Origin of the sequence: Chryseobacterium sp. Leaf404 (assembly GCF_001424145.1) — a bacterium.
Classification (GTDB): domain Bacteria; phylum Bacteroidota; class Bacteroidia; order Flavobacteriales; family Weeksellaceae; genus Chryseobacterium.
In genome coordinates this window covers 558,964-582,789 of the sequence record NZ_LMQM01000001.1, presented here as the reverse complement: position 1 = coordinate 582,789, position 23,826 = coordinate 558,964, and the positions used below count along the sequence as shown (strand labels likewise).

Genomic DNA, 23,826 nt, shown 5'->3' with positions numbered 1-23,826 from the left:
GAAAAGATGGATTTCCCTGTTACTTTTCAGATTTTTGGCAAAACAATTCTTGCACATCCCGTGTTTGAAACGCTGGGAATTTTCCTTGGAATGCGTTTTTATTTTTATCTTAAAAGAAAATCTCCCGAAAAACTGTCTTTCAACACATCAGCTGCGGTTCTGATTGGTGCAACGGCAGGTGCTTTGATTGGCTCAAAACTGATCGGAAATCTTGAAAATCCGGCTGCTTTCTTTAATGATTTTAACTTTAAAAGATTCTGGACCAATAACACCATTGTCGGTGGTTTAGCTTTTGGACTGATTGGAGTTGAACTCGCAAAAAAGATGGTCAGGCATAAAGAAAGTACAGGAGATTTGATAGTTTATCCTTTAATTTTAGCGATGATCATCGGCAGAATCGGCTGTTTTCTGACGGGCGTTCATGAAGAAACGTATGGCTTACCCACAACATCAATCTTCGGAATGCATCTCGGTGATGAATATCTAAGGCATCCCGTTGCGTTGTATGAAATTGCTTTTCTACTTTTCATGTGGTTCGAATTAAAAATGATTCAGAGGAAAAATAAATATGTTTCGGGATTTCTGTTTAAACTTTTCATGCTGAGTTACTTTTCATTCAGATTCCTTTTAGATTTTATTAAACCTAAAATTGATATTATCGGAAATCTGGGAACAATTCAACTGGTCTGTCTTTCCATGATTATTTATTATATTTATGTATTAAAAACGGAGAGAAATTTAATAAAACCTAAAAACACAATTACATTATGAAAATGCTGACACTCTTGGAAGTTGGTGGTTTAGAAGGGTTGGTCGCAATGATCATTCTGATAATTCTTGTGGTGGCTTTCGTTGTATCATTGATCGTTGCTCTTTTTGCAAAACTTATTTACGAAAGTAAAGACGGACGAAAATTTTCTAAAAGTAAATTTTGGACAACCGTTCTTATATCAATGTTGATTTGTGGACTGATAAGTGGAGTTGTCTGCGGAGGAATGTAAAAAATTGAAATGGAAATCATTTTTGGAATTTTGATGCTTCTTTTAATGGGAGGAGCCATCGTTTTTTTCATATCTTTTGTGATTGCAAAAATTACAGAAGGTATTTTTCATTGGAGAAAGCAGGAATTTTCTTCAAAACAGTTTTGGCAGACTATTGCAATAGCAGCCCTTCTTATTCTGATTATAAGCGGGATGGTCTGCGGCGGAATACTTTAAAAAAAAAATTATGCCGGTTAGAAATTATACATATTACGATTACACAATAAGCCTTTGTCCCGAATGTCTGAAAAGGGTAGGAGCAAAGATCATCATTGAAGATGAAGCGGTTTTTATGACCAAAAGATGTCCCGATCACGGCTTTTTCAAAACAATGATTGCTTCGGATGTTGAGTATTACAAAAATATCAGAAACTACAATAAAGCCTCGGAAATGCCCGTTCATTTCGGAACCGATGTGGAATACGGCTGCCCGTACGACTGCGGTTTGTGTGTAGATCATGAGCAGCACAGCTGTCTGTCGATTGTTGAGGTTACTGACCGCTGTAATCTGACGTGTCCGACCTGTTATGCGATGTCTTCGCCGCACTATGGAAGTCACCGAAGTCTGGAGCAAATCGAAGCTATGTTTGACACGATTGTGAGGAATGAGGGCGAACCCGATGTCGTGCAAATCAGTGGTGGAGAGCCAACGATTCATCCGGAATTTTTTAAAATAATGGATATCGCCAAGACGAAACCGATCAAACATTTAATGCTGAATACCAACGGAATACGTATCGCGAATGATCCCGGTTTTGCAGAAAAACTGGCGACTTATGCTCCGGAATTTGAGATTTATCTTCAGTTTGACTCTTTTAAACCTGAAGTTCTGGAAGATTTCAGAGGAAAAGATCTTACGGATATACGCATGAAAGCTTTGGCGAAATTAAATGAGTTAAATCTTTCCACAACGCTCGTAATTGTTCTGCAAAAAGACAAAAATATCGATGAAATCGGGAAGCTGATTGATTTTGCTTTAAAACAGAAGTGCGTCCGCGGAATTACCTTTCAGCCCGTTGAGGTTGCAGGAAGAAACAGAGAAGATTCTGCGCACGAAAAAATCACGCTGACGGAAGTTCGTCAGGAAATATTAAATCAATTTCCGCTGTTAAATGGAGATGATATTATTCCTGTTCCGTGTAATCCTGATGCTTTGGCGATGGGGTATATTTTAAAGCTGGAAGGTGAAACCATTCCTTTAACGAGATACATCAATCCTGCTGATCTGCTGAATAATGAAACCAAAAATACGATTGTTTACGAACAGGATGAAGGTTTAAAAATGCAGCTTTTAGACATTTTCAGTACCGGAATTTCTGTAGATCAGGTTCAGCCTAAAGTAAATCAGTTATTATGTTGTCTCCCGGAAGTTTCGGCTCCGAATTTAGATTATGATAATCTTTTCAGAATCATCATTATGAATTTTATGGATGCCCATGATTTTGATGTTCGTGCCATCAAAAAATCCTGCGTTCACATTGTGAATAAAGATTTAAAAATGATTCCTTTTGAGACGATGAATCTGTTTTACCGTGATGATAAAATTAAATATTTGGAGGAACTGAGAAAGGAGGATCGGGTTTTGTTTTAAATTAATTTAGTACAGATCCCAGAGAGTGTTGTTTTCATACAAATCCGACCTAATATCTCTATTTGCTTCATTTAGAGCATCGAAAATTTTTAATTTTAAAATTTCGTCATAATCATCATCATAAATTAAAGATGTAATTATATCATGCAATAATTCTTTACTAATGATATTATCTGCTACAGCAACAGCAATATTTTCCATCTCACGAATAAATTTTGTGACAATGCCGGCTAAACCATTAGTTTGCAAGAAGAATGCTCCTAATGCAACAGATGTTCTTTTATTTCCATCATTAAAAGCATGAAATTTATTAAAACAAAATACCAAATGTGTAAGTTTATCCTCAATGAATGGATAATACAAATCATTTTGAATGTGATATAAAGGACTATCTATATTACCTAAATCTTTAATACCTCCATGTCCACCAGAAATATCTAAGATTTTATCATGAATTTTTATAGCAAATTCTTTTGGAAAGTATAGTAGGGTCATCATCTATCTTTTAACCTTTTAAAAACGTCTTTGTTTTCTTCTAAGCGTTGTTCAATCGTCATACTTTGCTCCCCTAAGAATTTTTCAAAATCCTCTTCAGAAACCTCTTTTATATAGTCTTCTAATTTTTCGTGTAGGGCATCTCTAAATACCAGGTCTCTACTAGCCATTTTACTTCTGGCGTCTTGTAAAGAAGCAGACATCATTCTCTCAGCTCTTTTGGCAAAATCACTGAATAAAGAATGTGCTTCCGTAAGATTTAATTTTTTTTCCTTCTTTTTGAAAGAATCTTCTAACTCCAAAGCAAAAGCATTCTCATAATCTGATATAATTCTTAAAATTTCAGTGTAAAAGGTTGATCGAACACTTTGTTTAGAGTTTAATCTAAGTATTTTTTTATATTCACTTGCGTTTTCTTTAAATATACTTTTGTATACCTTATCCGTAAGTTGAGAGTATTTAAAATTGTTCTTTTCAATATAACGGTCAATTGCATCTGTAAATTTTTTCCTATAATCAAATTCATCCATAGCTACAAAGAGATATTGTTCTTCTCTTTGGTTAATGTATTTAGTATGACCTTGAGCTCTTTCATTTAATACATCTATAACAATGTCTAGAATTAGAGAACGAATTTGTCTAGCTCGTTCCGAATCAGTTAATAACATTCCAAAATTTAGCAATGCCTTAAATGTAAAAACACCTAAAGATGGAGCTTTGCTTAATTCTTCTTTATAAGTTGGATTTATTACTTTAATAAATTCTTCTTTAAAAACTCTAAGGCGGCTACCAGACAAAACTTCATATCCATTTGAAATAATCTCAATTTCATTATTTTCTAAAACCCTTTCAATTGTTCTTACGTCAACTTCAAAGAATTCAGAAAGTTGCTGTTTTGTATAACGATATTTTTTATCAAGAAGAACTCCAGTAAAACTTACTGCCTTATATATTTCAGAGATTGCTAAATTATTATTAAGTACATTTTTCCTCTCAACAGGAGAGTTTGTTAAGTCTCTTTTCATATTATCTATTTTTATGTCTCCGACATCAATGTCGGAGACATAGTAGTTTTTAAGTGTAACTAATTGGTAATCAGTTATTTAATTAGAGTGAATTTTTTAATTTAAAATGATCAAAAATATAATAGCTAATCTATTGATAATTAGTGTTTTAATTCTAAAACTTCATCACTTCATTCAGCGTATTCATATATTCGTATGCCGTCATATCAAATTTAACGGGAACAATCGAGATATATCCGTTTGCCAAGGCAGTTTCGTCAGCATCTTCAGACTCATCCATATTGTTGAAATATCCGGTTAACCAGTAATATTTTTTACCGTGCGGATTGATTCTTTCGTCAAAACTTTCTTCCCATTTTGCGTTGGCCTGTTTGCAGATTTTTACCCCTTTAATTTCTTCTTTCGATAGTTTAGGGATGTTCACATTCAACACAACACCTTTAGGCATAGGGTTTTCCAAAGTTTTTCTTACAATATTCTGAATATATTCTTTAGCCTGCGTAAAATCTGCTTCCCAACTGAAATCTAAAAGTGAAAATCCAATCGATGGTAATCCTTCTACACCACCTTCCACAGCTGCAGACATCGTTCCGGAATAAATTACGTTGATTGAAGAATTGGCACCGTGATTAATCCCTGAAACCACAATATCAGGTCTTCTCGGAAGAATTTTATCTAAAGCCATCTTCACACAGTCAACAGGAGTTCCGCTGCATGAATAATCTTTCTGAGGCCCTTCAAGATGTACTTCCTCATAGCTTAGAGTTGAATTTATAGTAATGGCGTGACCTTTTCCGCTTTGGGGAGAATTGGGAGCTACCACAATTACTTCCCCGATTTCGTTCATAAATTCTACAAGATTTCTGATACCCGGAGCCGTGATCCCGTCGTCATTTGTTACCAGAATAAGTGGTTTTTCCATATATATTTTTTTATTTTAACAAAGATACTAATTAAGGTTTCTTCAGAATAAATTTTGATTTAAGGATTGTTTAATAAATTGAAGTGCTAAATATTCATATTTTTTAAATTAAAAATCGCTTAAAACTGCTTGATATTTCTAAATAAGGTATTACTTTTGATAGTTTGTAACAGCTCAGCGGTTTTTATAGACTAATCGGCAAACAATTTTTAAAAAATAATAATATACCTTAAAGATTTATGTGGAAAAATTTTAAACTGAATAAATTTTTACTCCTCATTCCATTAACAAGCTTGATGTTTTGTTTCAATTCACCGAAAAATGATGACGAAAAGATGCAGACGATAATGGTGAGTGTAAAAAACACACTTTCTTATCTTCATTACAGCCCGAAACCTATCAACGATGCCTACTCAAAAGATGTTTACAAACATTATTTTGAAATGGTTGATCCCGGAAAAAGATATTTCCTGCAATCTGATATGACAGAATTTGCAAAGCATGAAACCAAACTTGATGACTATCTCAATCAGGGAGATTTGCAGTTTTATAAACTTACAATCGACAGACTTTATCAGAGAGTAGACGAAATCGATAAAATTACCCAGGACATCTTCAGCAAACCTATTAATCTTGAAGAAGATGAAACACTGGTTTTAGAATCGAAAAATAAAGTTGTGCCTGCCAACAAGCAGGAGCAGTACAATGAATGGCGAAAGTACATCAAATACAATATTCTTCAGGAAGTAGAATCTATGAACAGCAAGTATGATGCGCAGAAAGAAAAGAAAGACTCTGTACAGAAATACAATCTTAAAGATACCATTAAACTTGAAATTTTAACGCCACAGCAAAAAATTTCTAAGGCAACTGATGAAGTTAAAGATTTGGTGAAAGAAACCTTTACGAGATTCAAAAAGAGAAAGAAGATGGATTGGTTTTCTGTTTACATGAATTCTTACACAGAAGTTTTTGATCCGCACACAAACTATTATTCGCCGAAAGATAAAGAAGATTTTGATACTCAGTTCACCGGAAAAGTAATTGGTATCGGAGCAATTATTCAGGAGAAAAAAGGAAATTTATATTTGGGCGCACTTACAATTGGAGCTCCGGCATGGAAATCAAAACAGCTTTCTGAAGGTGATAAAATTTTAAAAGTAAAATCTAAACCGAAAGAAGATCACGTAAATGTCGTAGGAATGCTTTCTGACGAAGCTGTACGTTTGATAAGAGGTGAAAAAGGTACGCCTGTAACACTAACGGTTCAGAAAAAAGACGGTACGGTAAAAGAGGTAACGATGATTCGCGAAGAAGTAGCTATTGAAGACACTTTTGCGAAAAGCATTATCGTAAATTCTCCAAACGGAAAAAAATACGGATTCATCAATCTGCCAAGCTTTAATGCTGATTTTGAAGATGCCAAAGGAAGAAACGCTTCTGATGACATCAAAAATGAAATTGTAAAACTGAAAGCTCAGAATATCGAAGGAATTGTTCTCGACCTTAGAAATAACGGCGGCGGTTCGCTGACGGAAGTGGGTGACATCATGGGACTCTTTATGAATGCCGGTCCTTATGTTCAGGTGAAAGACAGCAACGGAAAAATTCAGACGCTTAAAAACAAACAGGAATCTCCAATCTGGACTGGTCCTTTGGTGATTATGCAAAATGAACTTTCGGCTTCAGCATCAGAAATTCTCGCAGGAGCTATGCAGGATTATGGCAGAGCAGTAATTGTGGGTTCTCCCCAGTCTTTTGGTAAAGGTACTGTACAGACTTTTGTAGATTTAAACAGATTTTTAAATACCGAAGATGATTTTGGATCTTTAAAACTGACCATTCAGAAGTTCTACAGAATCACGGGAGAATCAAATCAGAGAAAAGGAATCGTTTCTGATATTAAAATGAATGATTTCTTCAGTTATGCAGAAATAGGTGAGCGATATGACGACTTTGCTCTGGCCTGGGACAAAATTCCTTCCACAAAGTATGAAAAACTGAGTTATTTCGATGTTAAAGCCCTGGAAGCTGCAAGCAATGCAAGAATGGCTAAAAATGCCAATTATCAGCTTCTTATGGAGTCTGCACAGTGGAGAGAAAAATTAGACAAAGAAGAAACCATTACTCTGAACATGACAAAATTCAACGATTTGATGAAACAGAGAAAAGCACAGATCGAAAAATTCAAAGTTCTTACTAAATTTGATAACGGTTTGAAATTCAATATGTATCCAGCCGAAATCGAAAGAGAGAAAAAAGATGAAGTCTTCAAAAAGAAGTCTGAAATCTGGGTAAAGAATCTCCGAAAAGACACTTACCTTCAGGAAGCAATGAACATCATTGCAGATATGAGTAAGAAAGTATAAAATGTAGAAAGCCAGCTGATGAGCTGGCTTTTTAGTTTAGTGCGTAGGTTGATTTTCTTTTTTAAATATTGTCTCGGGATTTTTAACCACATCTTTAATAAATTGTTCATCGTGAGCTCCAAATTTAAAAAAATTGTTTCTGCCTTCTTTTAGCGTCATCACATTAGGATTACTTATCACATCTAAATCAGTTTCTCCGTCATCTTACCAAAAACAGACGGGGCAAATTTCAGCGGTTCCTTTTTCTTTCAAAGAAAAATATCCGCAACAACAGCATTGAACATTTAAATCATTATTATTTTCATCCATAAACTTAAAATTAACAAAAAAACCACTACAAAAAATGCAGTGGCTTCACAATATTTAAAATTAAATTCTAATCATTCTGCTGGTTGCCCAAAAAAGCATCCCAACCCTGCGCCGTTAAAGCCACCATCTGGTTTGAACCTCTCGCCACCATAAAGTTTCCTTCCTCTTTTTCAACGGCATGACCGATAATAGTGAAATCAGGATGGTTCTTCATTTTTTCAAAATCATTTGGAGAAATTGTGAACAATAATTCATAATCTTCGCCGCCGCTCAAAGCCGTCATTACAGGATTCAAATTAAATTCATCCGCCGTTGTAATTGTTAAATTATCCATCGGAATTTTCTCTTCATACAATCTGAAACCCACTTTAGACTGATCTGAAAGATGGAGAATTTCAGATGCCAACCCATCAGAAACATCAATCATAGAAGTTGGTTTGATGTCAAGCTGTTTCAAAGTAGCTTTCACATCAGTTCGTGCTTCAGGCTTCAGCTGTCTTTCCAAAATATAATCAAATCCGTCCATTTCAGGCTGCATATTAGGATCAGCAAGGAAAACGGCATGCTCTCTTTCCAGAATCTGAAGTCCCATGTAAGCGCCTCCCAAATCCCCACTTACTACCAAAAGATCATTAGGTTTTGCTCCACTTCTTTTAACAATATTTTCTTCATTTTCAATACCTACAGCCGTAATGCTCATGATTAAACCAGCGTTGGAACTCGTTGTATCTCCGCCAATTAAGTCAACTTTATAATGATTACACGCCGCCTGAATTCCGGAATACAATTCTTCCAGAGCTTCTACCGGAAAACGGTTTGAAACAGCTAATGAAACCAAAATCTGCGCAGGTGTTGCATTCATTGCAGCAATGTCGCTCAGGTTGACAACAACAGCTTTATAACCCAAATGTTTTAACGGAACATATCCAAGATTAAAATGTACTCCTTCCGCCAAAACATCAGTCGTTAAGACCACTTTTTTACCGTGTGGATTGATCACGGCAGCATCATCACCAACGCCGAGTTCCGTAGAATCGTTGACGATCGGGAAAAACTGTGTAAGGTGTTTTATCAACCCAAATTCTCCTAACTTGGAAATGGGCGTTAATTCTGGTTCTTTATCTTCAAACATATCTTTTTATATAATTGATGGTTGATTATTGATAAATGATTTTGAAAACGTTCTACAGTATCAATCATTATTTATCAACGATCATTTATTTATTAAAAATTGCGGGGTCAATATTCTCCGGACGGAAAGGTAGCTTTTTGAAATCTTCTTTCGTCATCAAAATGGTGTCCGAGGTTTTGTATTTATTCATCGCTTCAACTACATCGTCCGGTGGAGTTGTCATTTTTCTGAGCATCGTGTCGATCCAGACTCCGGTGGCTTCTGAGGTTGCACAGTGTGAACCGTCAGGAAGATAAAATTTGTGTACAAAACGGTAAATCGCCGCGTCTTCCGCACATCCGTCGATTTCAAGACTTACAATCACTTTTTGATCGGCAAAAATTTCTTTGAAGAAAGAAAATCTTTCGTGCATGATCACAGGACCAATTCCCCAACGGCTCATTTGGGTAACACCCATTTTTTCTTTTTTCATAAAAGCCATTCTCGTTTGCGCGCAATACTGTACGTAAGATGAGTTAGCAAGGTGTTTATTGGCGTCAAGATCGCTCCAGCGAACTTCAAAAGTATGATAGAAAGTCATTTAAATTTATTTTAAACCACAAAAGTCACAAAGATTAACATCACATAGAGCTAAAATTCAGCTCATAAAAGTTCAAAAAAGGATTGTGCCCGAGCAGTTGATTTATTGTCACAAAATTACTCAAATAAGATGGTTTATAAAAATTGTAGTTTTGCAGAAATAATCCTTTACATAAAGCTTTTAAATTTTTTTGAGAAAACAGAATAAGAAGAACCTTTTTTTGACCTTTTAAAAAAATTAAAAAAACAAATAGCTTTTTTGACTTTTGTGGTCAATTCAAAACTATGAAGCAAATAATCATTATCGGAGGTGGTGCGGCAGGCTTTTTCTGCGCAGCCAATCTTGACGGAAGCAAATATAAAATCACGATTCTAGAGCAGAATTCTGATGTTCTTCAGAAAGTTAAAATCTCGGGCGGTGGTCGCTGCAACGTTACCCATGCCTGTTTTGATCCAAAAGAACTGGTTCAGTTTTATCCACGTGGCAACAAAGAATTGCTGAGTGTTTTCACCAAATTTCAGCCCGGTGATACGATGGATTGGTTTGAAAAACGAAGTATTCCATTAAAGATAGAAAATGACAACCGTGTTTTTCCGGAAAGCAATTCTTCGCAGACAATTATCAACAGTTTTTTAAATGAAATCCAGAAGAAAAATGTAGAGGTAAAAACAAAATGTTCCGTTAAGGAAATTGAAAAGCTGAATGAAAAATATTTGGTTAAAACCAGTTTAGGAGATTTTGAAGCCGATTTTGTGGTGTATTCTACCGGAAGTTCGCCGAAATCTTTAAAGATGATTGAGAATTTAGGGCATAAAATTATTGATCTTGTTCCGTCACTGTTTACTTTTAATATCAAAGATGATTTATTGAAAGACCTTTTGGGAACGAGTTTCGAAATGGCAGAAACTTCAATTCCAAAGCTGAAAACCGAAGAAAGCGGACCACTTTTAATTACACACTGGGGACTCTCGGGGCCAGCGATTTTGAAGATTTCCGCGTGGGAAGCTATCAATCTGGCAAAAGTGAAATATAATTTCGAAATTGAGGTGAATTTTATTTCAAAAGATCTTGATGAGGCAGAGGAATTATTTCTTAATTTTAAACAATCCAATCCGAAGAAAACAATCGGCTCATCAAAAATTTTTGAGGTAACAAACCGTTTCTGGCAGAGAATTCTGGAAGTTTCAAATGTAAATGTTAACAAACAGGTTGCACAAATTTCAGGAAAAGAAATGCAGACTATTATTGACAATTTATGTAAAAAGAAATTCAACGTGACAGGAAAATCCACTTTCAAAGACGAGTTTGTAACCGCCGGAGGTGTTGATTTAAAGGAAATTAACTTTAAAAATATGTCTTCAAAGATTTTGCCTAATTTCTATATCGCCGGAGAAGTTTTAAATATCGACGCCGTGACGGGAGGATTTAATTTTCAGGCGTGCTGGAGTGAAGCATGGCTGATTTCTCATGATTTAAATAATTTAAACTAAAATATTATGATGAACAAAACATGGCAACTTTTATCAATTTTAATGTTTTCATTAGCTTTCTCCCAAGAATCTCAGGTTTCAAAGCCTGAACGGATACTTTCGAAAGACAGCATTTATAAAACAACAGATCAACCTGCCGAATTTCCTGGAGGAATTGGGAAATTTCGTCAGGCATTTGCGCAAAATTTCGATGCAACTGCTTTAAACGGAAAAGGTGAGGTGAATTGCGAACTTACCTTTGTAATTTTAGAGAATGGGAAAGTGGATAATGTAAAGGCTGTTGGAGAAGATGCTGTTTTTAACAGTGAGACGAGAAGGGCTTTTTTGTCGTTAAAAAATACAAAATGGATTCCTGCAAAAATAAATAACGTAGACGTAAAATCTCAATATAAAATGCCTTTAAATATGAGATTTGAGTAGATCTGACCCAAGATGCTTTCCCTTAAAAAAAACATCCCAATCTTTACAAAAACCCTTCTCATCGTCGGTTTTGCATATTTCTTTTGGCTCATGCTGAAAATCACTTTAGAATATGTTCCCCTTAAAACTGATGTAAGTTTCCTGATGATCAAACAGACCGAAGTGGAAGGAAGACCTGAATATCTCTGGTTTTTCTACACTCATGTTTATACCAGCATTTTTGTTTTACTGGCAGGGTTTTTAGCCATTATCAGAATAGATTTCGGCTTAAAAAACTTTCACAGGAACGCCGGAAAAATTTATATTTTTCTGATTCTCTTCCTTGCGGCACCTTCCGGAATTTACATGGGTATTTTTGCCAATGGTGATTTTTTTGCCAAAACATCATTTGTTATTCTGGGCTGTCTGTGGTGGTTTACCACTTGTAAAGCTTATCAGTTAGCCCGACAGAAAAAATTTAAAGAACATAAACAGTGGATGTGGCGGAGTTTTGCCCTTTCAATTTCTGCGCTTACTTTAAGGATCTGGAAAGTAATTATTGTATATTTATTTCACCCAGACCCAATGGATGTTTACGAAGTTGTAGCATGGCTCGGCTGGGTTCCGAATATTATTTTAATCGAATATTTAATCAGAAAAAAACAGATATGAAAATTTTAAAATTATCGCTTCTTGCCTTTTCAGTTGCCATTTTGGTGAGTTGTAAAAAAGAAAAAGAAGCAACAGAAAAACCTAACGACAGTGTTTCAGAAAAGAAAGATTCTGTGGTAATTCCTGAAATTCATAAGGAACTTTATGGCATTTACACAGGCGATTTTTTTGGCAAAGGGAAAATCTTCGACAGCGAAACTCAGGAATCTTATGAAGGGACAGATTATAAAAAGCTGTCGCTGAAAATCAACAGAATTACCAAGGATTCTGTGTACGGGCAAAGCATTGTGAACGGGAACCAAAGGCCTTTCAGAGGTGTTTTCAATGAAGCTGGAAATTCATTTATACTTGATGAGCCGGGCGATGATAAATCCGATGGAAGGTTTGAAATAAAAATCTATAAAGATTCAATGTCGGGAAGCTGGGCGGCATACAAAAAGACGGGCGTAAATATTCCTGTGAAAAATCTAAAGCTGGCAAAGAAAGAATTTGTCTATAATCCCAATTTTATGCTTAATGAAGATTCTGATCTCATCGATTGGGAAAATCCACGGAATTTCAAGGAAAAATATACCGATGATGATGGTAAAACCGAATCCTACACCACTTCAAAAAACAGATTTGCCTCTGATGCCGTTTTCAAAATAAATGCTTCAAAGCAGAAGCTTGCTGAGAAAGATTTGAAAAATCTCAGAAAACTTGATATGGAAATCATTAAAAATGCAGTTTTCGCAAGACACGGTTATGCTTTCAAAAAACCTACCTACAGATACTTTTTTGAGCAGACAGACTGGTATATTCCGGTTTCAAACAATGTGGATAATCAGCTTTCGAAAATGGAAAAAGAAAATGTAACCCTTCTGAACCGCTTCATCAAATATGCCGAAGACAAATATGATCAGTTTGGAAGATAATTGTTTTCAAATCAGATTTTTAAATAAATAAAATCTTTATTCATGGGGAAATTGGGCGATTTTGCAATTTTACTTTTTTTACCGATAGTTATACTTTTTTCAGATATTTTTAGGATTTATCATCACATCAGTTTGGAAAATAAAGGTAATAGAAGACGATTAAGTAAAGAAATATTTAATCTTCTGGCTTTATGGTCTTGTAGGATCCATTGTTGTGGGTGGTGTTTTGATGCTTATGATAACGGTTTTTCAGAATCTCATGGTATTTCTGTTCAGGTAAACCGGAACAAAAAGAAGCAGACATCCGATTGCATAACACAAAATATCAATCCAGGAGAATGAGTTTCCGACGACAATATACATCAGGCTTCCTTTTTGGAAACCTAATTTTTCGGCGATATTAAAATACTGTGCAAACTCTACAATACAGGAAAAAATGAAAATTCCGGATATCAGTCTGATGCTGTTTATTTTTAGAAAAGTTCTTACAAAAGTGTAGAGCAGCATTACCACAATCACATCGCCAAGGTAGGCTCTTATGAAGAAATTGTTTTTAAACACTGTAGCAATTAAAACTTCAATGCCAAAAAGGAGCAGGGTAAGCAAAAGATACTTGAGACTAAATTTAATTTTCATTTCATGTTTATCTACTGCAAACATAAATTATTTGGCAAAATAAAGCCAATTTTGTTGACGGAAATTTCACCAAATATTGGATTAGGCACTTTTTTTGATACTTAAGCGTTATTCTTAAATATTTTAATTTCACACAAAAGTTTTTTGAATGAAAAAATTAATGATGATGGCGATGCTGGCTTCTGTACCCGTGATGATGAGCGCACAGGCTAAGCCAAAAACCGATGCTGAAGTAAAGCCGCAAGGGGCAAAATCTGTAGAAGAACTGCCAGATTATGCAGAGCTTTCAAAAAAGCTGGATTTGAAAGATGTAGTGACAACAGCAGACCAGGAACCGGAATATCCTGGTGGTAAAAAGGCTTATCTCTACAAAGTCTCAGAAAATATGCCGATTATTGACATCAAAAATAAAGAGCAGTTCAGCACTACCATTTACGTGATTGTAGAAAAAGACGGCTACGTACGGAAATACGCTGCCATCAGCAAAAACAAAAAACACGCAGCAGCAGGCGAAGAAGCCGTAAGAAAGGTTTTCGAGCGCTGGAAACCTGCCAAAACAGGGGGTAAACCGGTACGTTATATTTTCTATATTCCCATTGGTTTGAGAAAATGGTAAACTATATATTAAAATCTAATTCGGCTTAAAAATTTTTTAGGCCGATTTTTTTATTGCTGTTTCGAGAATGATTATTTTAGTCTTTTAGAAAAATGAAAAATATTTTACTTTTTTGCACCCTTATCGTTTTCGGATTTACCTGTGGACAGGAAAAAATATTTGGAAACGGAGATCCATTTGAGCAGGCCGATGTGGTGCCTCAATATATAGGAAAATCAAGTTTTAAGAAAGACTTATTTGATAACATAAATTTTTCAAAACTGGCTTCAGACAGAGATTATTTTACTAATGTTGAATTTATCATAGAAAAAGACGGAAGCATGTCTGCCATAAAATCCTCAGGTGATGATAAAGGTTTTAATGCTGAGGTGCTGCGCGCCTTTAAAACCATAAACATCAAATGGAAAGCCGCCGAAAACGAAGGTAAACTGGTAGGATATCATGTAGCAACTTCTGTTTCAAAATCTGTTGTTCCAAGAGGAACTGGTAACCCTGAAAAACTGTTTGGCAGAAAAAAGATGGATACGAAAAAACTGTATCAGACCGTAGAACAGCTGCCTTATTATCCAAAAGGACTGGAAAGTTTTAAGAAACTGATTTTAAATGAGGGAGGGGTTTTTATTGAAGGCTATACTTTTACTGCAGATTTTATCATAGAAACAGACGGCACTTTATCTGATGTGAAAATTTATGGTGATGACCAACGCAAAAATGAAGCGATCAAAGAAGCCGTACAAAAACAGTCGGTAAAATGGTTTCCGGCAAAGGTGGAAGGTCAGAACGTAAGATTCAGATTTCCGGTAAAATTTTAATAATTTTGAAAAACGATTAAAAATGAAAACGATATTTTTTATATTAAGTCTCTCAATCAGCTCTTTTGCTTTCGCGCAGAATACCCCTGATTACAGCCTTGCTGTTCCACCACCATCAACGTCCACGCCACATCTGAAAGCAGACGTAACAAAAATCTACGACAGACCGGATTAAATGCCTGTGTATCCTGGCGGAATAGCGGCTTTCGAAACTCAGATTAAAGAAAATGCTGACATCGAAACTTTTAAAACAGAAGGTGGTGAGAATCTTTTTAAAAGCATTATTTCATTTACCGTTGAAAGAGATGGCAGCATTACGGGTGTAAAAGCTGCGGGTGCAAATGAAGATTTCAACAGAGAGGTGTACAGAGCAACCAGAAGTATCAAAACCAAATGGAAAGCAGGTCAGTATAAAGGTCAAAATGTGAGAAGCAGGGTGCAGATCCCATTGACAATAAGTGTAAAGTAAGTGTGATTTTTGGAAGCTTTATCAATAAAATATTATAATGAGTTGCTATTAATGACTTTCTGACTCTCAAACACTCCAGCTCCAACTACTTTCCAATCATTTTCTTAATAGAATTCAGCTTCATCAAAGCCTCGATGGGTGTCAAAGTATTGATATCAATTTTCGTGAGTTCTTCCCTGATGTTTTCCAGAACCGGATCATCAAGCTGGAAAAAAGAAAGCTGCATGTTTTCTTCGGTCACCCTTTTTACACCTTCTGACGAACTGCCCTGCGAACGGCTTGCTTCAAGGGTTTTCAGGATTTCATTAGCCCGGTTCACTACTTTTGATGGCATTCCTGCGAGTTTCGCCACGTGAATACCAAAGCTGTGCTCACTTCCGCCCTGAACCAGTTTTCTCAAAAAGATAATATTTCCTTTATTTTCCTGAATGGAAACATGGAAATTTTTAACCCGTTCGAAATTCACAGTCATCTCATTCAACTCATGATAATGCGTTGCAAATAAAGTCTTTGCCTGCGTTGGATGTTGATGCAGATATTCCGCAATCGCCCACGCAATGGAAACCCCGTCATAAGTGGAAGTTCCACGACCGATTTCATCCAGTAAAATCAAACTTCGGTCGGAAATATTATTTAAAATATAGGCCGCTTCATTCATTTCCACCATAAAAGTTGATTCTCCGGCAGAAATATTGTCGCTCGCTCCCACTCTTGTGAAGATTTTATCTAAAACTCCGATTTCAGCGTGTTTTGCAGGAACAAAACTTCCGATTTGTGCCATCAGACAGACAATTGCGGTCTGACGGAGAATCGCCGATTTACCCGCCATGTTGGGGCCGGTTACCATGATAATCTGCTGGGAATCTTTATCTAAAAAGATGTCGTTCGGAATGTATTTTTCGCCCAAAGGAAGGGCATTTTCGATAATGGGATGTCTGGCTTCCTTTAAATCAATTTTAAATCCGTCATTCAAAACAGGTTTGGTATAACTTTCAGAAACCGCCAGTTCAGATAGGCCAACAGCAACATCAAGCTGGGCAATGATATTTGAATTTTCCTGAATTCTGTCTATGTAAATCATCGTATCCGAACACACTTTCCGGTACAGCTGATTTTCCAGAACGCTGATTTTTTCTTCAGCACCAAGAATCTGGCTTTCGTATTCTTTCAGTTCTTCAGTAATGTATCGTTCAGCGTTCACAAGCGTTTGCTTTCTGATCCAGTCACTTGGAACTTTATCTTTATGCGTATTTCTTACTTCAATAAAATATCCGAAAACATTATTAAAATCAATTTTAAGGCTTGTAATTCCTGTTCGCTCTACTTCGCGGTGACACATTTCATCCAGAAAACCTCGTCCTTTATTCTGTAAACCTCTTAAATGGTCCAGTTCTTCGGAAATATTTTTTTTGATCACATTTCCTTTGGCGAGATTTACAGGAAGTTCTTCATTCAGATAATTTTCAAGCAATTGAATCAAATCATCCAGAGAATTTAAAGGTTCCAGCCAAGCCAAAACATCTGCGTGAGGATGAAGCAATCTTTTGATTTTCTGAATATTAATCAAACTCTGACGCAGGTAGCCCATTTCTTTTGGGCAGATCTTTTCTGCCGCCAGTTTTCCCATCAATCGGTCTAAATCTGAGATCGCTTTTAATAATTCTGAAATTTCATATTTCAGTTGATCATTTTCGTTTAAAAAATCAATCAACGAAAGTCGACGGCCAATTTCTTCAACAGATTTTAAAGGCAGAATAATTCTTCTTCTCAATAATCTCCCGCCCATTGGTGTGGAAGTTTTATCAATAATATCCAGCAAAGATTTTCCTTTCGGATTGCTTGGATAAACGATTTCCAGATTTCTCAGCGTAAAATGATCCATCATCAGATAATCTTCCTGCGGAATAATCTGAATTTTGGTAATGTGCGCCAGTAATTTATGATGCGTATCTTCAACCAGATAAGCGAAAATCGCTCCTGCAGCGGTAATTGCCAAAGGCAAACCTTCAACTCCAAAACCTTTTAACGAATTGGTTCTGAATTGATTCGTGAGTTTTTCGTAGGCAAAGTTATATTGATACGCCCAATCTTCTAATTTAAAAACATTTCTGTTTTTTAATTGTTCAGGAATCTGTACGCTTCGTTGATAAATGATTTCACTCGGATCAAATGTATTGATGATGTGTAAAATCTTATCTAAATTTCCTTCACTCACCAAAAACTCTCCGGTGGAAACATCGACCAAAGCGATTCCGTATTTTTCTTTTTCTTTGTGAAGAGAAAGCAGGAAATTATTCTTTTTTGAAGTCAGAACCTGATCGTTAAACGTCACTCCGGGCGTTACCAATTCTGTTACGCCACGTTTCACAATTCCTTTTACGGTTTTCGGGTCTTCCAATTGGTCGCAGATTGCCACGCGAATTCCTGCTCTGACCAATTTAGGCAAATAAGAATCCACCGAATGATGCGGAAAACCGGCCAATTCGATATGACCGTCGCCGTTGGCTCTTTTCGTCAAAACAATTCCTAAAATTTGAGAAGTTCTCACGGCATCCTGTCCGAAAGTTTCGTAAAAATCACCCACTCTGAAAAGCAGCAGCGCATCAGGATATTTCGCCTTGATGGTGTTGTACTGCGTCATTAACGGGGTCTCTTTCTTCGTCGCCTTTGCCATTGAGATTTACTTAAATTTGGGATGGTAAAAATAGGAATAAAAAAAGAAGGAGGGAAATGGTGATTTTGGTTTCCCACAGATCATGCAGATCATGATGAGTGATGGAGAATAAAATTAAATATATTCACAGTTTTTCTATGTATTTTCTTTAAAAATAATACATAAATCCGAAACGGAATTATTTATGAATGCTGCAGGCTATTCATTACAGCGAAGGGTGTCGAAATCTACATTTAATTGAGTAGAACCATAATCATCAAATGGAATCCATTTGTAATTTTTAAGTACATAAGCGTTTCCTTTATCCAGTTCTACCCATTCATCAATCCCTTTTGCTGCATTTTTTAAATCTTTTTTTGCAGTAAGACCTAAAGGTGCTGCGTAATTTCTGTTTTTTGTTATGTATCTACACTTTTCAGTTGAAATTAATGCATTGATTTCACTTTGCAAAATAGACTTTGATTTTGTGAGTGTTGGAAGTGTCTTATACATTTTCATAGGTGTGTAAGAACTCTGGCAGCTGAAAAAAGAAATTGAAAATGTGAAAAATAAACTAACGTAAAGTGATTTCATCTTGTTGATTGTTTTTTTTTGACTAAAAATAAAAGCATAACCGAAATTGTAATCTATCCAAAATTATAAAAATTTATCTTTGCACAAGACACACGGCCCATGAGAGTTTACAACACCAAAAATTTCCTGAAAATCCTGATCAGCTTACATAAAAGTGATACGCTGAAAATTTTGTTTCCCACAATGGTTCTGATGGCGGTATACTCTTACGGAATTCAGTATCTGGAAGTGGAATATCTGCATTTGACAGCAAAATCAAAAGTAAGCAACGTAGGTTTGATTCATTCTTTATTAGGATTTGTATTGTCTCTGCTTTTGGTTTTCAGAACAAATACGGCGTATGACAGATGGTGGGAAGGAAGAAAACTTTGGGGAAAACTCGTGAACGATACCAGAAATTTTGCCATCAAAATCAACATTATTCTTACGGAAGACAGAGAATCTGCTGACCAGATTTCAAAATATCTCAAGTTTTTTCCGCATCTTCTGGCAAAACATCTGTCTCAGGAATCTACGAGGCTGGCTTTGGATGAGGATTATTCGGAAATCAAAAGTTCATTAAGAAATCATGGACCCAATGATCTGATAATTCAGCTGACTGAAAAATTATATCAACTTAAAAAAGAAGGGAAAATTTCTGATATTGAAATGTTGTATTTAGACACTCAGATTTCCGGTTTTTTGGATGTCTGTGGCGGTTGTGAAAGAATTAAAAACACACCAATCCCTTATTCTTACTCGTCATTTATTAAGAAATTCATCATTTTGTATGTTTTGGCTCTGCCGATTGCGTACGTGATCAATCTCGGATTATTTATGATTCCGCTGACGGTTTTTGTATATTACGTATTGATGAGTCTGGAATTAATCGCTGAGGAAATCGAAGATCCTTTTAATAATGATGAAAATGATATTCCGATGGAGACGATTGCGCAGAATATTGAGAGAAACGTGCATCAGATCATGGGCTTGCAAAAGTAAATGAATCTGCGGTATACGTGCGAGAATTATTGCTCACAGATCGCACAGGTTTTCAGAATTAAAATTTGAAATAGAATTTAAAATCCATTCAGAAAGAAGAATTCGTAAATACTAATAAGAAATAAACAGATTATTTTGGTCAATAAATTAAAACTGGAAGAACTCAACAGAATTGATGTAGAAACTTTTAAAAAGGTTGATAAAATTCCGTTGGTGGTGGTTTTGGATAATATCAGAAGTATGCATAATGTGGGTGCAACTTTCAGAACGGCAGATGCGTTTTTGGTTCAGAAAATTATTTTATGCGGAATAACTCCTCAGCCGCCGCACCGCGAAATCCACAAAGCGGCTTTGGGTGCAACCGAGAGCGTTGATTGGTCACATGAAGCAGATATTAATGTTACAATTAGTGATTTAAAAAGTCAGGGTTTTGAAGTGGTAGGAATAGAGCAGACCACCAACAGCACGATGATTACTGATTTTACCATTGATAAAACAAAAAAGTACGCCGTTATTTTAGGAAATGAAGTAGAAGGAATCAGCGATGAAGCGCTTCAGAATATTGATTCTTTCATTGAAATTCCGCAACTCGGGACAAAACATTCTTTAAATGTAAGTGTCTGTGGCGGGATCGTGATGTGGGAGTTTGCGAAAGTATTTTAAACCTGTTTTGAGTAAATTAATTTAATCAAGGATAATTTTCATTAAATGAAAAATGCAATAACCATTTTCATTATACTTCTTTTTTTCGTAAGTTTTAGTTCTGCACAAAACAGAACGCCAACTTTATACAAAGGAAGTATTGATGGGAAAATGCCCGTAACGATGTTTATTATCAGTGAGGACAATGAGTGTACAGCAGATTTGCATTATACCGCGATGTATAAATATGATAAATTGAGCAATTGGCTGCAACTTGACGTTACAGAGAATCATACCAATCAATTTGCAATGGTAGAATATCGGTTTACCGGGGTTTTGATTTTGACAAAAGAGGGTAAAAATTTCAACGGATTATGGGTAAGCCCAGATGGAAAAAGGCAGTTTAAAGCCGTTTTCAGAGAGGTTACCATGACAAAAACTGAAAAAGAAAATTATGAAAACAAAATGGATCAGCTCAATTACGAGAATCATGATTGCTGAAAAGCTAATGTAAACTGTTTTGGGACAGACTTTTGAGCCGGGAGTTTAAAAATGATCTAAAAATAAAAAAAACTGCAATTGCCTAAAAGACAGTGCAGTTTGAAATAAATCTAATAAAAAGTAAAAATGAAAGGCGGCAAAGATACGGTTTAAATTTTTACACGCAAATTTTTAATTCACTTTTTTTTATTCCAGCAAAAAAAAACGTGATAAAAGCGAAAGTTTTTATTTTTAATTTTATAAATTAGCACAATGTTTATCAAGGACTACGTCTCAAAAGATTTTCCCTGTTTTTACCTTACCGATTCTGTTGAGTCGGCGAGAGAGATGATAGAAGATTTTGGATACACGCACATTTTCATCAAAAAATCACATCATTTCTACGGAGCTATCGCTAAAGAATTTCTTTACGAAGAAGAAGGTACCTTAAAAAACCTCGAACATCAGATCGAGCGCTTTGCGATTCTGGAAGACAATAATATCATGGACAGCATCAGACTGTTTTACACCTTCAATGCCAACGTGATACCTGTGATCAATAAAAACGAAAAATACCTCGGATACATCTGTTGCGATGATGTTTTTCAGACATTTTCAAAATATCCGCTGTTTTCGGAAACCGGTGCAATTCTTACCGTAGAAACTCCGGCAAGGAAATATTCTATGACGGAAATTGCAAATATTGTTGAAGGCAATAATTCTAAATTCTACGGGGGGTTCATCACTTCTATGTCAGACGAATTTATACAGATTACAATCAAAATCAGCAACGACAATTTATCATCCATTGATGCTACCTTTGAGCGTTACGACTACAGAATCGTAGAAAAATATTATTCTGACGAGAAAACAGATCTTTTCAAAGACCGTCTTGGTTTTTTACAAAAATTTATCGAAATTTAATATGAAGGCAGCCATATATTCTCAGAAAAAAGATCTTGACACTTTTTTATATTTAAGCAAATTTATTTCTGAACTGGAAAGCAGAGGCGTAAAATCTGTTTTGTTTGATGAAATGGCTGAAGCGCTTCAATTTTCAAAAATATTTGAGACTTTTGGCAACAAACAGGATCTTATTGACAGAGAAATTGATCTGTTCTTCACCTTTGGTGGCGACGGAACGATTGTCAATTCACTGACTTTCATAGAAGATCTCGAAATCCCTGTTGTGGGTGTCAACACCGGAAGACTCGGGTTTTTGGCAAGTTTCACCAAAGAAGAAGCCTTCAAAGAATTAGACTCTATTTTGAAAGGTGATGTGAAAACAAGCCGACGATCAGTGATCGAAGTCGTTTCTCCAAAATCTGACGAATTTTTTCCGTATGCTTTAAATGATGTGACGATTTCAAGAAAAGAAACAACATCTATGGTCACGGTAGATTCTTATATCAACAATGAATTTCTTAATGTTTTCTGGGGCGACGGTGTGATTGTTTCTACACCGACAGGTTCTACTGCTTACTCATTAAGCTGTGGAGGACCCATCATTTCTCCAAATAACGAAAACTTTGTCATTACTCCGATTGCGCCACACAATTTAAATGTGCGTCCTTTGGTTGTGAATGATAAAGTGGAAATTAAATTTAAAGTAGAAAGCAGAGTTCCACAATATTCTCTTTCATTGGATTCAAGATTAATTCATATTGAAACCGATAAAGAAATTGTAATTAGAAAGGCAAGTTTCCAACTATTATTGGTGCAGCCAAACAATCTTAGTTTCTACGAAACCATCCGCCAGAAGCTGCTTTGGGGACGCGATAAAAGAAATTAATCATTTCTCAAAAATTATTACCTTTACAAGAATTTTTCAAACATACCCTAATTTTATATAAAAAGTAAACATGAGCAGAATTTTTCCGGCAGGAGTTGCCACAGGTCAGTTAGTTACAGATATTTTTCAGTACGCTAAAGAAAACAAATTTGCATTGCCTGCTGTGAACGTTATCGGTTCCAGCAACGTAAACGCAGTAATGGAAACTGCAGCAAAATTAAACTCACCTGTAATCATTCAGTTTTCTAACGGTGGAGCATCTTTCAACGCTGGAAAAGGACTAAGCAATGACGCTCAGAAATCAGCTATTCTAGGTGGTATCGCTGGAGCAAGACATATTCATACTTTAGCTGAAGCTTACGGAGCGACAGTAATTTTACATACCGATCACGCTGCAAAAAAATTATTGCCCTGGATCGATGGTTTGATGGATGCTAACGAAGAATTCTTCAAACAGACAGGAAAATCGCTTTACTCTTCTCACATGCTTGACCTTTCTGAAGAATCTTTAGAAGAAAACCTTGAGATCTCTGCTGAATATTTCGAAAGAATGGCAAAAATGCAGATGACTTTGGAAGTGGAAATCGGAGTAACAGGAGGTGAAGAAGATGGTGTAGACAATTCTGGCGTTGATAACTCTTTGTTGTACACTCAACCTGAAGATGTAGCTTATACCTATGAAAAATTAAAAGCTGTTTCTGATAACTTCACGATTGCTGCTGCTTTCGGAAATGTTCACGGTGTTTACAAGCCAGGGAACGTAGTTTTAACTCCAAAAATTCTTGATAACTCTCAGAAATTTGTTCAGGAGAAATTCGGAACTGCTGACAAACCGATTAATTTCGTATTTCACGGTGGTTCAGGTTCTACTTTAGAAGAAATCAGAGAAGCGATTGATTATGGTGTAATTAAGATGAACATCGATACCGATCTTCAGTTTGCTTACACAGAAGGAATCAGAGATTATATGGTAAACAACGTAGAATATCTGAAAACTCAAATCGGTAACCCTGAAGGCGAAGAAAAGCCGAACAAAAAATTCTATGACCCAAGAGTTTGGGTAAGAAAAGGAGAAGAAACTTTCTCTAAGAGATTGGTTCAGGCGTTTGAAGATTTAAATAACGTAAATACGCTTAAATAAATTATAATTGATAAAAGATGAGCGATAAGTGATTTTAAGCGCTTTCCTCATCATTTATCATTTATCATACAT

Annotated in this window: 27 protein-coding genes and 1 pseudogene; 19 read left to right on the top strand and 9 right to left on the bottom strand. The window is 35.8% G+C overall.

Going from position 1 to position 23,826, the window contains the following annotated elements; translation table 11 throughout:
- Positions 1 to 6: 6 nt before the first annotated feature.
- From ASG31_RS02755 to ASG31_RS02740, 4 genes are read left to right on the top strand one after another with little or no spacing between them, the layout of a single operon-like run.
- Entirely contained in the window at positions 7 to 771 is a 765-nt protein-coding gene (locus ASG31_RS02755) for a prolipoprotein diacylglyceryl transferase (protein WP_056027652.1), read from the top strand.
- Entirely contained in the window at positions 768 to 1,001 is a 234-nt protein-coding gene (locus tag ASG31_RS02750) for a hypothetical protein (protein WP_056027650.1), read from the top strand. Before ASG31_RS02755 ends, ASG31_RS02750 begins: the two co-directional genes overlap by 4 nt.
- Positions 1,002 to 1,010: 9 nt before the next feature.
- Positions 1,011 to 1,217, top strand: a complete 207-nt coding sequence (locus tag ASG31_RS02745; RefSeq protein WP_056027648.1) for a hypothetical protein — start codon at positions 1,011 to 1,013, stop codon at positions 1,215 to 1,217.
- A gap of 10 nt (positions 1,218 to 1,227) precedes the next feature.
- On the top strand, positions 1,228 to 2,631 hold the full coding sequence (locus ASG31_RS02740; protein WP_056027646.1) for a radical SAM protein: 1,404 nt from the start codon (positions 1,228 to 1,230) through the stop codon (positions 2,629 to 2,631).
- Positions 2,632 to 2,637: 6 nt separating this feature from the next.
- Here ASG31_RS02740 and ASG31_RS02735 read toward each other — a convergent pair whose 3' ends face one another.
- The 3 genes from ASG31_RS02735 to surE all read right to left on the bottom strand — a co-directional run bounded on the left by ASG31_RS02735 (position 2,638) and on the right by surE (position 5,073).
- Positions 2,638 to 3,129, bottom strand: coding sequence for a type II toxin-antitoxin system death-on-curing family toxin (locus ASG31_RS02735; protein WP_056027644.1), 492 nt, complete (start codon positions 3,127 to 3,129; stop codon positions 2,638 to 2,640).
- On the bottom strand, positions 3,126 to 4,151 hold the full coding sequence (locus ASG31_RS02730) for a hypothetical protein (RefSeq protein ID WP_056027643.1): 1,026 nt from the start codon (positions 4,149 to 4,151) through the stop codon (positions 3,126 to 3,128). The genes ASG31_RS02735 and ASG31_RS02730 overlap by 4 nt, the downstream gene beginning before the upstream one ends.
- 154 nt (positions 4,152 to 4,305) lie before the next feature.
- Positions 4,306 to 5,073 carry a 5'/3'-nucleotidase SurE gene (gene surE / locus ASG31_RS02725; protein ID WP_056027641.1) on the bottom strand — a complete coding sequence of 256 codons (768 nt, stop codon included), beginning with the start codon at positions 5,071 to 5,073 and terminating at the stop codon, positions 4,306 to 4,308.
- A 239-nt stretch (positions 5,074 to 5,312) separates the two neighbouring features.
- On the opposite strand from surE, the gene ASG31_RS02720 reads away from it, so the two are divergent.
- On the top strand, positions 5,313 to 7,442 hold the full coding sequence (locus ASG31_RS02720) for a carboxy terminal-processing peptidase (protein WP_056027639.1): 2,130 nt from the start codon (positions 5,313 to 5,315) through the stop codon (positions 7,440 to 7,442).
- A gap of 36 nt (positions 7,443 to 7,478) precedes the next feature.
- Here ASG31_RS02720 and ASG31_RS19145 read toward each other — a convergent pair.
- The 3 genes and pseudogenes from ASG31_RS19145 to ASG31_RS02710 all read right to left on the bottom strand — a co-directional run bounded on the left by ASG31_RS19145 (position 7,479) and on the right by ASG31_RS02710 (position 9,463).
- Positions 7,479 to 7,751, bottom strand: a pseudogene (locus ASG31_RS19145) (CPCC family cysteine-rich protein).
- Between the two features lie 67 nt (positions 7,752 to 7,818).
- Positions 7,819 to 8,883, bottom strand: a complete 1,065-nt coding sequence (gene thiL / locus ASG31_RS02715; RefSeq protein ID WP_056027636.1) for a thiamine-phosphate kinase — start codon at positions 8,881 to 8,883, stop codon at positions 7,819 to 7,821.
- A gap of 85 nt (positions 8,884 to 8,968) precedes the next feature.
- Positions 8,969 to 9,463, bottom strand: a complete 495-nt coding sequence (locus ASG31_RS02710) for an acyl-CoA thioesterase (protein WP_056027634.1) — start codon at positions 9,461 to 9,463, stop codon at positions 8,969 to 8,971.
- A 284-nt stretch (positions 9,464 to 9,747) separates the two neighbouring features.
- On the opposite strand from ASG31_RS02710, the gene ASG31_RS02705 reads away from it, so the two are divergent.
- The 4 genes from ASG31_RS02705 to ASG31_RS02690 are packed head-to-tail and all read left to right on the top strand — an operon-like array spanning position 9,748 to position 12,938.
- Positions 9,748 to 10,953: an NAD(P)/FAD-dependent oxidoreductase gene (locus ASG31_RS02705; protein ID WP_056027633.1), complete on the top strand. Its 1,206-nt coding sequence runs from the start codon at positions 9,748 to 9,750 to the stop codon at positions 10,951 to 10,953.
- A gap of 6 nt (positions 10,954 to 10,959) precedes the next feature.
- A complete protein-coding gene (locus ASG31_RS02700) occupies positions 10,960 to 11,373 on the top strand; it encodes a hypothetical protein (RefSeq protein WP_056027631.1) in 414 nt (137 codons plus the stop codon).
- Between the two features lie 12 nt (positions 11,374 to 11,385).
- Positions 11,386 to 12,024 carry a DUF2306 domain-containing protein gene (locus ASG31_RS02695; RefSeq protein WP_056027629.1) on the top strand — a complete coding sequence of 213 codons (639 nt, stop codon included), beginning with the start codon at positions 11,386 to 11,388 and terminating at the stop codon, positions 12,022 to 12,024.
- On the top strand, positions 12,021 to 12,938 hold the full coding sequence (locus tag ASG31_RS02690) for a YARHG domain-containing protein (protein ID WP_056027627.1): 918 nt from the start codon (positions 12,021 to 12,023) through the stop codon (positions 12,936 to 12,938). Before ASG31_RS02695 ends, ASG31_RS02690 begins: the two co-directional genes overlap by 4 nt.
- 249 nt (positions 12,939 to 13,187) lie before the next feature.
- On the opposite strand, the gene ASG31_RS02685 is transcribed toward ASG31_RS02690, so the two are convergent.
- On the bottom strand, positions 13,188 to 13,574 hold the full coding sequence (locus ASG31_RS02685) for a DUF2809 domain-containing protein (RefSeq protein WP_056028057.1): 387 nt from the start codon (positions 13,572 to 13,574) through the stop codon (positions 13,188 to 13,190).
- Between the two features lie 148 nt (positions 13,575 to 13,722).
- Between ASG31_RS02685 and ASG31_RS02680 the strand changes: the two genes are divergently transcribed.
- From ASG31_RS02680 to ASG31_RS02670, 4 genes are all read left to right on the top strand, one after another.
- Positions 13,723 to 14,190 (top strand): hypothetical protein, encoded by a 468-nt coding sequence (locus tag ASG31_RS02680; protein ID WP_056027625.1) that lies wholly within the window; start codon positions 13,723 to 13,725, stop codon positions 14,188 to 14,190.
- A gap of 92 nt (positions 14,191 to 14,282) precedes the next feature.
- A complete protein-coding gene (locus tag ASG31_RS02675) occupies positions 14,283 to 15,002 on the top strand; it encodes a hypothetical protein (protein ID WP_056027622.1) in 720 nt (239 codons plus the stop codon).
- A gap of 22 nt (positions 15,003 to 15,024) precedes the next feature.
- A complete protein-coding gene (locus ASG31_RS18490) occupies positions 15,025 to 15,177 on the top strand; it encodes a hypothetical protein (protein ID WP_157844430.1) in 153 nt (50 codons plus the stop codon).
- Positions 15,178 to 15,471 carry an energy transducer TonB gene (locus tag ASG31_RS02670; protein ID WP_056027620.1) on the top strand — a complete coding sequence of 98 codons (294 nt, stop codon included), beginning with the start codon at positions 15,178 to 15,180 and terminating at the stop codon, positions 15,469 to 15,471.
- An 85-nt stretch (positions 15,472 to 15,556) separates the two neighbouring features.
- On the opposite strand, the gene mutS is transcribed toward ASG31_RS02670, so the two are convergent.
- Positions 15,557 to 18,145: a DNA mismatch repair protein MutS gene (gene mutS / locus ASG31_RS02665; protein WP_056027618.1), complete on the bottom strand. Its 2,589-nt coding sequence runs from the start codon at positions 18,143 to 18,145 to the stop codon at positions 15,557 to 15,559.
- Positions 18,146 to 18,343: 198 nt separating this feature from the next.
- The gene (locus ASG31_RS02660) at positions 18,344 to 18,637 is read right to left on the bottom strand and encodes a hypothetical protein (RefSeq protein WP_231433706.1); all 294 of its coding nucleotides are present in this window, start codon (positions 18,635 to 18,637) and stop codon (positions 18,344 to 18,346) included.
- 180 nt (positions 18,638 to 18,817) lie between these two features.
- On the opposite strand from ASG31_RS02660, the gene ASG31_RS02655 reads away from it, so the two are divergent.
- The 6 genes from ASG31_RS02655 to fbaA all read left to right on the top strand — a co-directional run bounded on the left by ASG31_RS02655 (position 18,818) and on the right by fbaA (position 23,754).
- Entirely contained in the window at positions 18,818 to 19,699 is an 882-nt protein-coding gene (locus ASG31_RS02655; protein ID WP_056027614.1) for a bestrophin family protein, read from the top strand.
- Between the two features lie 135 nt (positions 19,700 to 19,834).
- Positions 19,835 to 20,362, top strand: coding sequence for an RNA methyltransferase (locus ASG31_RS02650; protein WP_056027612.1), 528 nt, complete (start codon positions 19,835 to 19,837; stop codon positions 20,360 to 20,362).
- A gap of 45 nt (positions 20,363 to 20,407) precedes the next feature.
- Entirely contained in the window at positions 20,408 to 20,842 is a 435-nt protein-coding gene (locus ASG31_RS02645; protein WP_056027610.1) for a hypothetical protein, read from the top strand.
- A 252-nt stretch (positions 20,843 to 21,094) separates the two neighbouring features.
- Positions 21,095 to 21,745, top strand: coding sequence for a CBS domain-containing protein (locus ASG31_RS02640; RefSeq protein WP_056027608.1), 651 nt, complete (start codon positions 21,095 to 21,097; stop codon positions 21,743 to 21,745).
- Position 21,746: 1 nt separating this feature from the next.
- Positions 21,747 to 22,613 carry an NAD kinase gene (locus ASG31_RS02635; protein WP_056028055.1) on the top strand — a complete coding sequence of 289 codons (867 nt, stop codon included), beginning with the start codon at positions 21,747 to 21,749 and terminating at the stop codon, positions 22,611 to 22,613.
- Positions 22,614 to 22,683: 70 nt separating this feature from the next.
- Complete coding sequence (fbaA, locus tag ASG31_RS02630) at positions 22,684 to 23,754, top strand: class II fructose-bisphosphate aldolase (protein WP_056027606.1); 1,071 nt, start codon at positions 22,684 to 22,686, stop codon at positions 23,752 to 23,754.
- Positions 23,755 to 23,826: the final 72 nt, after the last annotated feature.